This is a genomic window from Nocardia sp. JCM 38205, from assembly GCF_058222935.1.
The window spans coordinates 239,639-252,133 of record NZ_JBYHFL010000006.1 but is presented as its reverse complement, the minus strand read 5'-3'; the positions used below and the strand labels follow the sequence as shown (position 1 = coordinate 252,133).

Genomic DNA, 12,495 nt, shown 5'->3' with positions numbered 1-12,495 from the left:
CGCCGTGGCGGGCCGCACAGCGAACACGCCGGGTGCGTGCGGGTGAACGGGATGATCTTGCGCTGTAGGGCACCGGAATCGGCTCCGGCCACTACAGTGGAGACGTGGCCGCAGTTATCTGGCTGGTCGTGGGCATCCTGCTCGTGGCGGCCGAGATGTTCGTCGGTGAGCTGACCTTGCTGATGCTCGGTGGTGGGGCACTCATCACCGCCGGTATCAGTTTCGCCGCCGACACCAGTGTCGTGGCCGATGCGATCATCTTCGCGATCGTGTCCGTCGCGCTGATGCTCGGTGTGCGCCCGATGTTGTTGCGGCGCTTCGCGACTCCGCCGCCGACACTCACCAATGTCGATGCGCTGCCCGGTAAGACGGCGCTGGTGATCGATGACGTCGGTGCGCACAGCGGCCGGGTGAAACTCGGTGGTGAGGAGTGGACGGCGCGGCCGTTCGATCCGGCCGAGGAGTATCCGAAGGGAACCACGGTGTACGTGATGAAGATCGACGGCGCGACCGCCGTCGTCTGGAAAGGGCCGTAATGGCTGTATTGATCGTGGCCGCCGTCCTCGTGCTGCTGGTCGTGGTGGTGGTGTTCAAATCGATCGCGCTGGTGCCGCAGGCCGAGGCGGCGGTGATCGAGCGACTCGGCCGGTACTCGCGCACGGTGTCGGGCCAGCTGACCTTCCTCGTGCCCTTCGCCGACCGGATCCGGGCCAAGGTCGACCTGCGTGAACGGGTGGTCTCGTTCCCGCCGCAGCCGGTGATCACCCAGGACAACCTCACCCTGCAGATCGACTCGGTGGTGTATTTCCAGGTCACCAGCCCGCAGGCGGCGGTGTACGAGATCAGCAACTACATCGCCGCGGTCGAGCAGCTCACCGTCACCACACTGCGCAACGTGGTCGGCGGTATGACCCTGGAGGACACGCTGACCTCCCGCGATCAGATCAACAGCCAGCTGCGCGGTGTACTCGACGAAGCCACCGGACGCTGGGGTCTGCGGGTGGCGCGGGTGGAGCTCAAGGCGATCGATCCGCCGCCGTCGATCCAGGAGTCGATGGAAAAGCAGATGAAGGCCGACCGCGAGAAGCGCGCCATGATCCTCACCGCCGAGGGCCAGCGCGAATCGCAGATCAAGACCGCGGAGGGCGCCAAGCAGGCCCAGATCCTGTCCGCCGAGGGCGCCAAGCAGTCGGCCATCCTGTCGGCCGAGGGTGAACGTCAGAGCCGCATTCTGCGCGCACAGGGTGAACGTGCCGCCTCCTATCTGCAAGCCCAGGGCCAGGCCAAGGCGATCGAAAAGGTCTTCGCCGCCATCAAATCCGGTAAGCCGACGCCGGAACTGCTGGCCTACCAGTACATGCAGACGCTGCCGATGGTTGCGCGCGGCGACGCCAACAAGGTGTGGCTGGTGCCGAGCGATTTCGGTAAGGCCCTGGAAGGTTTCGCCAAGAACTTCGCCACCAAGGGCGAGGACGGCGTTTTCCGCTACGAGCCGCCGGAATCCGACGGCAGCGAGAGCAAACCCGAAGACGATTCCGAGGACGTCGCCGACTGGTTCGACACCGCACCGGATCCGGCCATCGAACGCGCCGTGCGCGCGGCCGAGGCCACGGCCCGCACCCCGGTCGAAGGTTTGGTGCCCGGTGTCGACCCCTCGCCCGCGAACCTGAACAAAGCCGCACCGACGGCGCCGCAATCGCCCGCGCGGCCGGAGCCGCCACAACCGCCGAGCGCCGGGGACATCCACGGCCGGCCGTGGCAGCCGCCGGGGGCGCAGCAGTAGCTCTCCGAACGCGCTGCGGCGGCGCAGCGTTATTCCCGGCGTCGATGTCGGATTGTGCACAGCCGAGGCGGAATTGCCTCGGGCCCGCGCGAGGTTGCTCTGCTGCGACAGGTTCGCGGACAGCGGATCGCGCGAGTGAGGGAACGCAGATGATCGCGTGGAGAAAGCGGCGCACGACCGCGCAGACGAGCACGATCGGCAGGCGGCGCGGCACCGTGGTGGCCGCGCTGCTGGCCACGGCGGCACTGGTACTCGCCGGCTGCTCCGACGACGCGGATGCCGAAGCCGCGGCCTGGTCCGACAGTTGGGTGAGCGCGCAACAGCCGGCGGTCGATCTGTGGGAACCCAATTGGTCCACCGGCGGATTCGACAACCACACCGTCCGTCAGGTGATCCGCCCGACCCTCGGCGGTGACGAGGTACGGATCAAGTTCTCCAATCTCTACGGTGAGCGTCCGCTGCGCATCACGTCGGCGACCATCGCCGAGCCGGGGCAGGGTGCGCAGGTCCGGGCCGACACCGTGCGTCCGCTGCTGTTCGGCGGGGTGGCGTCCACCGAGATTCCGGTCGGCGCGGAATCGACCACCGACGCGGTCGATTTCGCCATCACCGCGCTGCGGCCGGTGACGGTGACGATCTATCTGGCCGAGGCCACCGGGCCGGCCACCTTCCATCAGACCGCCAACGCCACCAGCTATCGGGCCGGCGGTGATCACGCTGCCGACCCGACCGCCACGGCGTTCACCGAAACCACCCGATCCTGGTACTACCTCGCCGATCTCGAGGTGAACAGCACGGCCGCCGAGGGTGCGGTGGTGACCTTCGGCGATTCGATCACCGACGGCGCAGAAGCCATCGCCGACGCCGACAACCGCTACCCGGACGTGCTGGCCACCCGGCTGGCCGCCGACGGATCCGGCCGCGCGGTGCTCAACACCGGCATCAGCGGCAACCGGGTGCTCACCGACTCCGAATTCACCGGCGACAGCGCCAGGACCCGGTTCCGCCGCGACGTGCTCGACCGGGACGGGGCGAGCACCGTCATCCTGCTGGAGGGCATCAACGACATCGGCGCCAGTGAACTCGACGAGCCGTGGGTGTACCCCAACCCGGAGGTCAGCGCCGAGCAGCTCATCGCCGGATACCGCGAACTGATCGCGCTGGCGCGCGCGGACGGCCTGCGGGTGGTGGGTGCGACGCTGATTCCGTACAAGGGGGCGCCGTACTACAGCGAACGCGGTGAAGCCGTGCGCGATGCGGTGAACGCGTGGATCCGGTCCTCGGGCGAGTTCGACGCGGTCATCGATTTCGAACGCGCGGTGGTCGCCCCGGACGATCCGGACGCGATCGCTGCGGCCTTCGACAGCGGCGATCACCTGCATCCGAGCCCGGCCGGATACGCCACGATGGCGCAGGCCATCGATCTGGCCCGACTCTGAGCGGAGCTTCGGCACCCACCTCAGCAGACGCGGGAGGTGGGATGGTCGGTCGGTGGTGCCGGACCGGTGTGACGCGGCCTCGGAGGGACCGCTCAGTGGCCGCGCGCCGAGACACGGGACCGAGCGAGCTTTCCGCGGCGCACAGCGTGGTCCCGGCAATTCGAGTGTGCCCGCCGACATGACGATTGCGCTTCTGGTGAACACGCTGCGTGCGCCCACACAGCTCGGCATCCTGGAGATATCGGGGTGCGAAGCAGGCGGTGATCAACGTGGACGATGCGGCGATGGATGCGTACTCGCGCACGGTGATCGCGGTGGCGGCCTCGGTGACACCGCATGTGGCCAGTGTTCGGGCGCGGCGGGGGAGCGGATCGGCGGTGGTGGTGTCCGGGGACGGATATCTGTTGACCAACGCGCACGTCGTCGGGTCCTCGCGCGGGGGTGAGCTGGTGTTCGCCGATGGCGCCGACACTCGGTACGACGTGGTCGGGACCGATCCGCTATCCGATCTCGCGGTGCTGCGCGCGCGGGGCGCGGCCCCCGGCGCCGTCACTCTCGGCGACGCCGACGCCCTCGTCGTCGGGCAGCTGGTGGTCGCCGTCGGCAGCCCGCTGGGGTTGGCGGGTTCGGTGACGGCCGGGGTGGTCAGCGCCCTCGGCCGGGCGGTGCCGGTGTCCTCGCGCCGCGCCGGACGGGTCATCGAAGACGTCATCCAGACCGACGCGGCGCTGAATCCGGGCAATTCCGGTGGTGCGCTCGCCGATTCGGCCGGGCGGGTGGTCGGGATCAATACCGCCGTCGCCGGCATCGGCCTCGGCCTGGCGATCCCGATCAACGCGACCACCCGCATGATCGTGCGGACCTTGCGCGCCGAGGGCCGGGTCCGCCGCGCGTATCTCGGACTGGTGGGTGTTCCGGCGCCGCTACCCGACGACGTCGCCGAACGCACCGGGCAGGACGGTGGCGTCCGCATCGTCGAAGTCATCGGCGGCGGCCCCGCCGATCGCGCGGGCCTGCGCCGTGGCGATCTGGTGCTCAGTGTCGCTCGCGCCGAGGTCAGGGACGCCCAAGGGATCCAGCGGCAGCTCTTCGCCGAGGCGATCGGGTCGCAGCTGCCGGTCACCGTGTTGCGCAACGGCGCCATGGTCGACGTGATCGCGGTGCCGATCGAACTGACCGTCGACTGATCGCCGGTGCCGCGTCAGCTGCACACCACGAGCAGCCGGTCAGTCGGTGACGGGGACCGGCTCGGCGGCGTTCTCGCGCGGCGCGGGGGTCCATCGGGCATCGAGGACCAACCCGATCACACCGATCGCCAGGCAGGTTCCGGAGATGACGACCATCGCCGGATGACTTCCTCCGGTCAGCGCATCCGCGAGCACCACCGTGGCGACCGTGCCCGGCAGCGACCCGAGGACGGTCGCGATCAGGTACGGCCAGAACCGGATCGAGGACAGGCCACAGCAGTAGTTGACCACCGAGAACGGGGCGAACGCGATCAAGCGCAGTGAACCGACCGCCAGCCAGCCGCGGCGCTCGAGCCGCTCGTCGATGGCGCGCACCGACGGATGGGTCAGCCGGGACGCTACTCGATCCCGGTCGAGGGCGCGTACCAGCAGCAGGGCCAGCGCGGCGGCGACCGCGGTGGCCGTGAGCGCCACCGCGCTGCCGAGGCCGGCGCCGAACAGCACGCCGCTGCTCACAGTGAGCACCGTCCGCGGCACCGGTGCGACAGCGACCAGCGCGTAGCCGAGGAGGAACAGCAGTGGGAAGATCGGGCCCACGCCCTCGGCCCAGTCCTGGATCTGCTCCGGACTCGGCAGCTCGATCAGCAACGCGACGACGAAAAGCGCGCCGACTCCGAGGATCAGCGCGACGACGCGTCGATCACGAATCAGTCGAGTCACCCGGGCAAGGTTACCGGTTGGTAGTGGTGGCCTCGCTCGAGCGCGTATTGGCGTCGGGCTAGCATCGGAGGAAACGAGTCGAATACTCGTTAACCAAAGTGTCCGCTGAGCTGGGCGGATGCACAGGTGCGGGCGTGCAGGAGTGGTGCGCCCGTACTCGAATGGAAGAGGGAAAGCAGCGTATGCCGATAGCTTCAGAGCCGGTGCCCGAGTACGCCGCCTGGCGTCAGGGCGTAGCGGGTGTGCTGGCCAAGACCCGCAGGGTCGATGCCGCGGAGCTTCCGGACGAACCCGAGAAGCTGCTCGAGGTCACCACCTATGACGGCCTCACCATCGCCCCGCTCTATACCCGTCGCGACGAGCTGCCCGAGCAGCCGTTGCCGGGGCAGTTCCCGTTCGTGCGCGGCCGCGACGCTACCCGCGATGTCCACCGCGGCTGGTTCGTCGGCGATCGGTTCACCGGAACCGATGGTGCGAGCGTCAACCAGGAGATCCTGGCGCGCCTGGAGAACGGCATCAGCGCCGTCTGGCTCAGCGCCGGCGAGCGCGGCGTGCCGGTCGCCGAGCTGCCCGCGGCGCTGTCGGGACTGCTGTTCGAGCTCGCCCCGCTGACCCTGGACGCCGGTGCCGCGGCGACCCAGGCCGCGCAGCAGGTGTTCGACGTGCTCGACGGCTACGACACTTCCGCCCGCGCCGATATCCGCGTCGGCCTCGGTTGCGCCCCGCTGACCAGCCGCTTCGCCGGGACCGATGATCTGGACCTGGCCGAGGCCGTGGCGCTGGCCGGGCAGGCGAACGGCCGGACGGAAACCGTGCGGGCGATCACCGTCGACGGCCGCGTCTTCCACGACGCCGGTGCCGCCGACGCCCAGGAGCTCGGGGCCGCGGTCGCCGCAGGTCTGGAATATCTGCGCGCACTGACCGGTGAACTCGATGTGGTCGCCGCGCTCGGCCAGCTGGAATTCCGCTTCGCCGCCACCGACGACCAGTTCGCCACCATCGCGAAATTCCGTGCCGCCCGCACGCTCTGGGCCCGCGTCGCGCACGTGTGCGGCGCGCCGGATGCCGGTGGCGCACCGCAGCACGCGGTGACCTCGGCGGCGATGATGAGCCGCCGCGATCCGTGGGTGAACATGCTGCGCACCACCCTCGCCGCGTTCGGTGCCGGTGTGGGTGGTGCCGATACGGTGACGGTCCTGCCGTTCGACGTCGCGTTGCCGCCGGGGGAGCTGGGCGTCTCACGTTCCTTCGCCGATCGGATGGCGCGCAATACCCAGCTGCTGCTGCTCGAGGAATCGCATCTGGGCCATGTCCAGGATCCGGGCGCCGGCTCCTGGTACGTCGAGGATCTCACAGCGGAGCTCGCCGCCAAGGCGTGGGAGTTCATGCAGGAGATCGAGGCCGCGGGTGGTTACCTCGCGGCTCTGGAATCGGGTCTGCTGGCCGAGCGCATCGCCGCCACCAAGGCCACCCGTGACGCGGATATCGCCCATCGCAAGACCGCGGTCACCGGCGTCAACGAGTTCCCGAATCTGGCCGAGCAGCCGCTGTCGGAGGCGGCCAGGCGCATCGAGTCGACGAGCTACGGCGCGGCATTCGAGGCGCTGCGTGATCGCTCCGACGCGTACCTGGCCGCGCACGGCAAGCGCCCGACGGCGCTGCTGGTGCCGCTGGGCACGGTGGCCGAACACAATGTGCGGGTCACCTTCATCGCGAACCTGCTGGCCTCCGGCGGGATCGCATCGATCAACCCCGGCCCCCTCGATATCGACGCGATCGAGGCCGCGGCCACCGAATCCGGCGCCCCGATCGCGGTGCTGTGTGGTTCGGACGCCCGGTACGGCACCGACGCGGGCCCGGCGACCGAGCGGCTGCGGGCGGCCGGTATCGAGACAGTGCTGCTGGCGGGCCCGGACAAGGCCGTCGCCGAAGTGGACGGCGCGCAGCGCCCGGACGGATTCCTGACCGCGCGCATCGACGCCGTCGCCGCGCTGTCGGGTCTGCTGGAGAAGGTGGGAGCCTGATGACATCGCGTATCGAGCATCTGATCGGCAGTTTCGCCGCGGTACCGCTCGCCGAGCGGGCGCCCGAGCCCGCCGCCGTCGACGCCGCGCAGGTCGAGCAATTCGTCCGCACGGCCGCCGCGGCCAACAACTACACCCCCGAACAGCTGGTGTGGGCCACCCCCGAGGGCATCGACGTGCCGCCGGTGTTCACCAAGGCCGATCGGGATGCGATTGCCGCGGCGGGCTTCCCGCTCGACAGCGTCCCCGGTATCGCGCCGTTCGTGCGCGGGCCGTACCCGACCATGTACGTCAACCAGCCGTGGACCATCCGCCAGTACGCGGGCTTTTCCACCGCCGCCGATTCCAACGCCTTCTACCGCCGCAACCTCCAGGCCGGTCAGAAGGGCCTGTCGGTGGCCTTCGACCTGGCCACCCACCGCGGCTACGACTCCGATCACCCGCGCGTGCAGGGCGATGTCGGTATGGCGGGTGTGGCCATCGACTCGATTCTCGACATGCGTCAGCTCTTCGATCACATTCCGCTGGACCAGGTCAGCGTCTCGATGACGATGAACGGTGCGGTGCTGCCGATCCTGGCGCTGTACGTGGTCGCCGCCGAAGAGCAGGGTGTCACCCCCGAACAGCTGGCCGGAACCATTCAGAACGACATTCTGAAGGAGTTCATGGTCCGCAATACCTACATCTATCCGCCGAAGCCGTCGATGCGGATCATCTCCGATATCTTCGCCTACACCAGCGCGAAGATGCCGAAGTTCAATTCGATCTCCATCTCCGGCTACCACATCCAGGAGGCCGGTGCGACGGCCGATCTGGAGCTGGCCTACACCCTCGCCGACGGTGTGGAGTACATCCGCGCGGGCATCGACGCGGGTATGGAGGTCGACAAGTTCGCCCCGCGGCTGTCGTTCTTCTGGGCGATCGGCATGAACTTCTTCATGGAGGTCGCCAAGCTGCGCGCGGGCAGGCTGCTGTGGAGCGAGCTGGTGGCGAAGTTCAACCCGAAGAGCGCGAAATCGCTGTCACTGCGCACTCATTCGCAGACCTCGGGCTGGTCGCTGACCGCGCAGGACGCCTACAACAACGTCGCGCGCACCTGCATCGAGGCGATGGCCGCCACCCAGGGCCACACCCAGTCGCTGCACACCAACGCCCTCGACGAGGCCCTGGCGCTGCCCACCGACTTCTCCGCCCGCATCGCCCGCAACACCCAGCTGCTGATCCAGCAGGAGTCCAACACCACTCGTCCGATCGACCCGTGGGGCGGTTCGTACTACGTGGAGTGGCTGACCCATCAGCTGGCCGAGCGTGCCCGCGCCCACATCGCCGAGGTGGAGGCGCACGGCGGTATGGCGCAGGCGATTTCGGAGGGGATACCGAAGCTGCGCATCGAGGAGGCGGCCGCACGCACCCAGGCGCGCATCGATACCGGCCAGCAGCCGGTGATCGGTGTCAACAAGTACCAGGTGGAAGAAGACCACGAGGTCGAGGTCCTCAAGGTCGAGAACTCCCGGGTGCGCGCCGAGCAGATCGAGAAGCTGCGGCAGCTGCGTGCCGAACGCGATTCCGCCGAGGTGGAGCGGGCGCTGAACGAATTGACCCGCGCCGCAGCGTCTTCCGACGGCGGGATGGAGAACAACCTGCTGGCGCTGGCCATCGATGCCGCCCGCGCCAAGGCCACCGTCGGTGAGATCTCCGATGCGCTGGAGAAGGTGTACGGCCGCCATCAGGCCGAGATCCGTACCCTGTCGGGTGTGTACCGCGACGAGGCAGGCAAGGTCACCAACATCACCACCGCCGGTGCGCTGGTGGAGGAGTTCGCCGAGGCCGAGGGCAGGCGTCCGCGCATCCTGGTGGCCAAGATGGGCCAGGACGGCCACGACCGCGGCCAGAAGGTGATCGCCACCGCCTTCGCCGACCTCGGCTTCGACGTCGACGTGGGCCCGTTGTTCCAGACCCCCGAAGAGGTGGCGCGCCAGGCCGCCGACAACGACGTGCACGTTGTCGGTGTGTCCTCGCTGGCGGCGGGCCACCTCACGCTGGTGCCGGCCCTGCGGCAGGCACTGGCCGATGTCGGTCGCCCCGACATCATGGTCATCGTCGGCGGTGTCATCCCGCCCGGTGACTTCGAGGAGCTCTACGCCGCGGGTGCGGCGGCGATCTTCCCGCCGGGCACCGTGATCGCTGACGCCGCGATCGATCTGCTGAAGAAGCTGGCAGCCGAACTCGGGCACGAGATCGGGGGCGGCGGCGCCGAATGAGCGGTCAGCCTGGCCGCGGTCGTGCTCAGACCAGTGGTCCCCGCGTACGCGGGGGTGATCCGCGCGTCATCGATATCGATGCACTAGCCCAGGCGGTCCGCTCTAACGAGCGGGCCGCCTTGGCGCGGGCGATCACCCTGGTCGAATCGACCCGCGCCGATCATCGGGAACTGGCGCAGCAGCTGCTGTTGCGTGTGACGCCGTCGACCGGTGCGGTGACCTCGAACCGGGTCGGCATCACCGGTGTGCCCGGCGTCGGCAAATCGACCTTCATCGACACGCTCGGTATGTATCTGATCGAGCAGGGGCATCGGGTCGCGGTGCTGGCCGTCGACCCGTCCTCGACCCGGACCGGCGGCTCCATCCTCGGCGACAAGACCAGGATGGCGCGGCTGTCGGTGCGGGAGGAGGCCTTCATCCGGCCTTCGCCGACGGCGGGCACGCTCGGCGGCGTCGCCAAGGCCACCCGCGAGACGATCGTGCTGCTCGAGGCCGCGGGCTACGACGTGATCCTGGTGGAGACCGTCGGCGTCGGCCAGTCCGAGGTGACGGTCGCGAACATGGTCGACGTGTTCTGCTTCCTCACGCTGGCCCGTACCGGCGATCAGTTGCAGGGCATCAAGAAGGGCGTGCTCGAACTGGCCGATCTGGTCGCGGTCAACAAGGCCGACGGCAAACACGAGATCGAGGCGAAGAAGGCCGCCAGGGAACTGACCGGCGCCATGCGGCTGATCCATCCGCACGACGCGCTCTGGCGACCGCCCGTGCTCACCATGAGCGGGCTCGAGGGCATCGGACTGGAGAAGTTCTGGTCCACGGTGCTCGAACACCGCCGGGTGCTCACCGACGCCGGTGAGTTCGACGAGAAGCGCCGCCGCCAGCAGGTGGACTGGACCTGGACCATGGTGCACGACCAACTGCTGCGCCGCCTCGCCGACAACCCACGGGTGAAGGCGATCCGCGACGACGTGGAAAAGCAGGTCCGCGAAGGCGCCCTCACCGCCGCCCTGGCCGCCGAGGAACTGCTGCGCGCCTTCGACGAAGGCTGATCGTTCGACGGGCTAGACAGCGCCGCTGTCCTTGCCGCCGGCCACGACGTCCGGCAGCTCGAATACCCGCACCGCGTTGTCGTGGCAGACGGCCCGCAACCAGTCGTCGCCCAGCTCGAGCCGTTCCAGAGCGATGATCGCCTGGTGGTACGGGTAGGGAATGTTCGGGAAATCGCTGCCGAAAAGGATGCGGTCGCCGAGATCGCGCAACCGGGGGCGGTCGGCGGCGGGGAACGGGACCTCTTCCTCGGTGAAGTCGGTGAAGGCCATGGTGGTATCGAGGCAGACGCCGGGGTAACGGTCGGCCAGATCCATGAACTCGGCGTACTCGGGCATGCCCATGTGCGCGACGATCAGCCGCAGGGCGGGATGGCGGCGCAGCAACTCCGCGATGGGCCCTGGACCGGTGAATTCGCCGGGCGCCGGGCCGGAACCGCAGTGGATGACGATCGGGGTGCCGGATTCGGCGAGCACGCCCCACACCGGGTCGAGCAACGGATCGAGCGGCGAGTAGGCGCCGACCTGGATGTGCGACTTGAATACCCGCGCCCCCTGCTCCAGCGCGGTGGTCACATAGTCGGCCGCGCCGGGCTCGGGGTAGAAGGTGGCGGTATGCAGGCAGTCGGGAACCTCGGCGGCGAACTCCGCGGTCCAGGAGTTGAGCCACGCCGCCATCAGCGGCTTGTGCGGATAGACCAGCGCCGTGAACGCGCGTACACCGAAGCCGCGCAACGTCTTCAACCGCACCGCCTGATCGTCACGGTAGGCGATCGGCCATTCACGTCCGGTGAGCGGGCCGACCGCATCGAAATAGGCCCACACCTTGCGCATCACCTGATCCGGCATGAAATGGGTGTGCACGTCGACGATGCCGGGCAGCCCGAGCCTGCCGCGGAATTCGGTGAGATAGCCGACGGTGTCATCGGTCATGGCGCCTCCTGTGCATGTGCGGGGATCAGACCGGTCCGCGCTGGGTACACCGCGGCCGCGAAGTCGCCGACGCGGCTGATCAGCCGGTCGAAGAACAGCTCGGGATCGGTGCCGACGACGATGTCGGCGTTGGGTTCACGCCCCCACATGCCCGCCCAGTCGGCCACCGTGGTGGCGCGGGTGAGGGTGCCGGTCAGCTCGACGTCGACCGTCGCGGGCCTGGTGCGCGCCAGCGCCGGGTCGAGCGCGACGGCGGCGGCGAACGGATCGTGCATATGCGCCAGGTACCCGAGGTCGTAGGAGTGGTGGAAATCGAAGTAGAAGCGCACCGCGTCGGTCAGGTGCCGGATAATCGGGTTGCTGGTGGCCGAGCGCGCGCCCGGCGGGTCGCTGGGCGAAACCCGTTCGGCGGGCACACTTCCCGCGCGTTCGGCCAGCCGCGTCAGATGCTCGGGCCGCATCTCGATGGTTTCGGTGATATCGAGGGCGCAGATCAGCGGACGCCGGTCGGGCGGTGCGGCGGAGAAGGCGTCGAAGACCTCTTTGGCGGCCTCGGGATCGACATGGATGTTCCACTCGTTGGTCGGCGTGGTGTTGCCCGGATGGTTGAACGCGCCGCCCATCACGACCAGCCGGCGCAGCAGCCGCGGCAGCGCCGGTTCACGGCGCAGCGCCAGCGCCAGATTGGTCAGCGGACCCGTGCACAGCCCGATGATCTCCCCTGGATGTTCGCGGGCCGATTCCACCCACAGATCGGGGGCATTGCGGTCGGAGACCTTCCGGCTCGGCGCCGGCAGCTCCGCATAGCCGACACCCTGCGGGCCGTGCGTGTCCTCGGTCGTGCGCAAGGCGATGACCAGCGGTTCGGCGGATCCCAGCGCGACCTCGATCTCGGGCGCGCGGCACAGCTCGAGCCAGGCCAGATTATTGACCGCGACCTGTGCGGCGCCGACATTGCCTGCGGTGGACACGATGCCGAGGATCTCCGCCTCGGGACTGGCCAGCAGATACAGCAGCGCCAGCGAATCGTCCACCCCGGTATCGACGTCAACGATGATCTTCTGCCGCACGGTTCGAGCCTATCGAGCGGGGCCGGGCCGGT

General features: G+C 68.9%; 10 protein-coding genes. 7 read left to right on the top strand and 3 right to left on the bottom strand.

What is annotated here, in order from left to right:
- Positions 1 to 104: 104 nt before the first annotated feature.
- The 4 genes from AC4HOU_RS22850 to AC4HOU_RS22835 all read left to right on the top strand — a co-directional run bounded on the left by AC4HOU_RS22850 (position 105) and on the right by AC4HOU_RS22835 (position 4,409).
- Complete coding sequence (locus AC4HOU_RS22850; RefSeq protein ID WP_163814860.1) at positions 105 to 536, top strand: NfeD family protein; 432 nt, start codon at positions 105 to 107, stop codon at positions 534 to 536.
- A complete protein-coding gene (locus tag AC4HOU_RS22845) occupies positions 536 to 1,783 on the top strand; it encodes an SPFH domain-containing protein (protein ID WP_163814861.1) in 1,248 nt (415 codons plus the stop codon). Before AC4HOU_RS22850 ends, AC4HOU_RS22845 begins: the two co-directional genes overlap by 1 nt.
- A gap of 149 nt (positions 1,784 to 1,932) precedes the next feature.
- On the top strand, positions 1,933 to 3,222 hold the full coding sequence (locus AC4HOU_RS22840) for an SGNH/GDSL hydrolase family protein (RefSeq protein ID WP_490725191.1): 1,290 nt from the start codon (positions 1,933 to 1,935) through the stop codon (positions 3,220 to 3,222).
- Positions 3,223 to 3,506: 284 nt separating this feature from the next.
- Positions 3,507 to 4,409: a S1C family serine protease gene (locus AC4HOU_RS22835; protein ID WP_175585955.1), complete on the top strand. Its 903-nt coding sequence runs from the start codon at positions 3,507 to 3,509 to the stop codon at positions 4,407 to 4,409.
- A gap of 39 nt (positions 4,410 to 4,448) precedes the next feature.
- On the opposite strand, the gene AC4HOU_RS22830 is transcribed toward AC4HOU_RS22835, so the two are convergent.
- Positions 4,449 to 5,129 carry a TVP38/TMEM64 family protein gene (locus AC4HOU_RS22830; protein ID WP_490725189.1) on the bottom strand — a complete coding sequence of 227 codons (681 nt, stop codon included), beginning with the start codon at positions 5,127 to 5,129 and terminating at the stop codon, positions 4,449 to 4,451.
- A gap of 182 nt (positions 5,130 to 5,311) precedes the next feature.
- Here AC4HOU_RS22830 and AC4HOU_RS22825 point away from each other — a divergent pair, with 182 nt between their 5' ends.
- Genes AC4HOU_RS22825 through meaB form a run of 3 tightly spaced genes read left to right on the top strand, consistent with a single transcriptional unit; the run spans position 5,312 to position 10,463 of the window.
- Positions 5,312 to 7,153 carry a methylmalonyl-CoA mutase family protein gene (locus tag AC4HOU_RS22825; protein ID WP_163814864.1) on the top strand — a complete coding sequence of 614 codons (1,842 nt, stop codon included), beginning with the start codon at positions 5,312 to 5,314 and terminating at the stop codon, positions 7,151 to 7,153.
- A complete protein-coding gene (scpA, locus tag AC4HOU_RS22820) occupies positions 7,153 to 9,414 on the top strand; it encodes a methylmalonyl-CoA mutase (protein WP_490725187.1) in 2,262 nt (753 codons plus the stop codon). The genes AC4HOU_RS22825 and scpA overlap by 1 nt, the downstream gene beginning before the upstream one ends.
- Positions 9,411 to 10,463, top strand: coding sequence for a methylmalonyl Co-A mutase-associated GTPase MeaB (gene meaB, locus AC4HOU_RS22815; protein ID WP_490725185.1), 1,053 nt, complete (start codon positions 9,411 to 9,413; stop codon positions 10,461 to 10,463). The genes scpA and meaB overlap by 4 nt, the downstream gene beginning before the upstream one ends.
- Positions 10,464 to 10,475: 12 nt before the next feature.
- Here meaB and AC4HOU_RS22810 read toward each other — a convergent pair whose 3' ends face one another.
- Both AC4HOU_RS22810 and AC4HOU_RS22805 read right to left on the bottom strand, forming a co-directional pair.
- A complete protein-coding gene (locus tag AC4HOU_RS22810) occupies positions 10,476 to 11,393 on the bottom strand; it encodes an amidohydrolase family protein (protein WP_194992421.1) in 918 nt (305 codons plus the stop codon).
- Positions 11,390 to 12,463, bottom strand: coding sequence for a nucleoside hydrolase (locus AC4HOU_RS22805; protein WP_194992422.1), 1,074 nt, complete (start codon positions 12,461 to 12,463; stop codon positions 11,390 to 11,392). Before AC4HOU_RS22805 ends, AC4HOU_RS22810 begins: the two co-directional genes overlap by 4 nt.
- Between the last annotated feature and the right edge of the window lie 32 nt (positions 12,464 to 12,495).

Bases quoted from the DNA above. Each gene is read 5' to 3' on its own strand.
- AC4HOU_RS22845 (WP_163814861.1), top strand. From the start codon at position 536: ATGGCTGTATTGATCGTGGCCGCCGTCCTCGTGCTGCTGGTCGTGGTG.
- AC4HOU_RS22840 (WP_490725191.1), top strand. From the start codon at position 1,933: ATGATCGCGTGGAGAAAGCGGCGCACGACCGCGCAGACGAGCACGATC.
- AC4HOU_RS22835 (WP_175585955.1), top strand. From the start codon at position 3,507: ATGGATGCGTACTCGCGCACGGTGATCGCGGTGGCGGCCTCGGTGACA.
- AC4HOU_RS22825 (WP_163814864.1), top strand. From the start codon at position 5,312: ATGCCGATAGCTTCAGAGCCGGTGCCCGAGTACGCCGCCTGGCGTCAG.
- scpA (WP_490725187.1), top strand. From the start codon at position 7,153: ATGACATCGCGTATCGAGCATCTGATCGGCAGTTTCGCCGCGGTACCG.
- meaB (WP_490725185.1), top strand. From the start codon at position 9,411: ATGAGCGGTCAGCCTGGCCGCGGTCGTGCTCAGACCAGTGGTCCCCGC.
- AC4HOU_RS22810 (WP_194992421.1), bottom strand. From the start codon at position 11,393: ATGACCGATGACACCGTCGGCTATCTCACCGAATTCCGCGGCAGGCTC.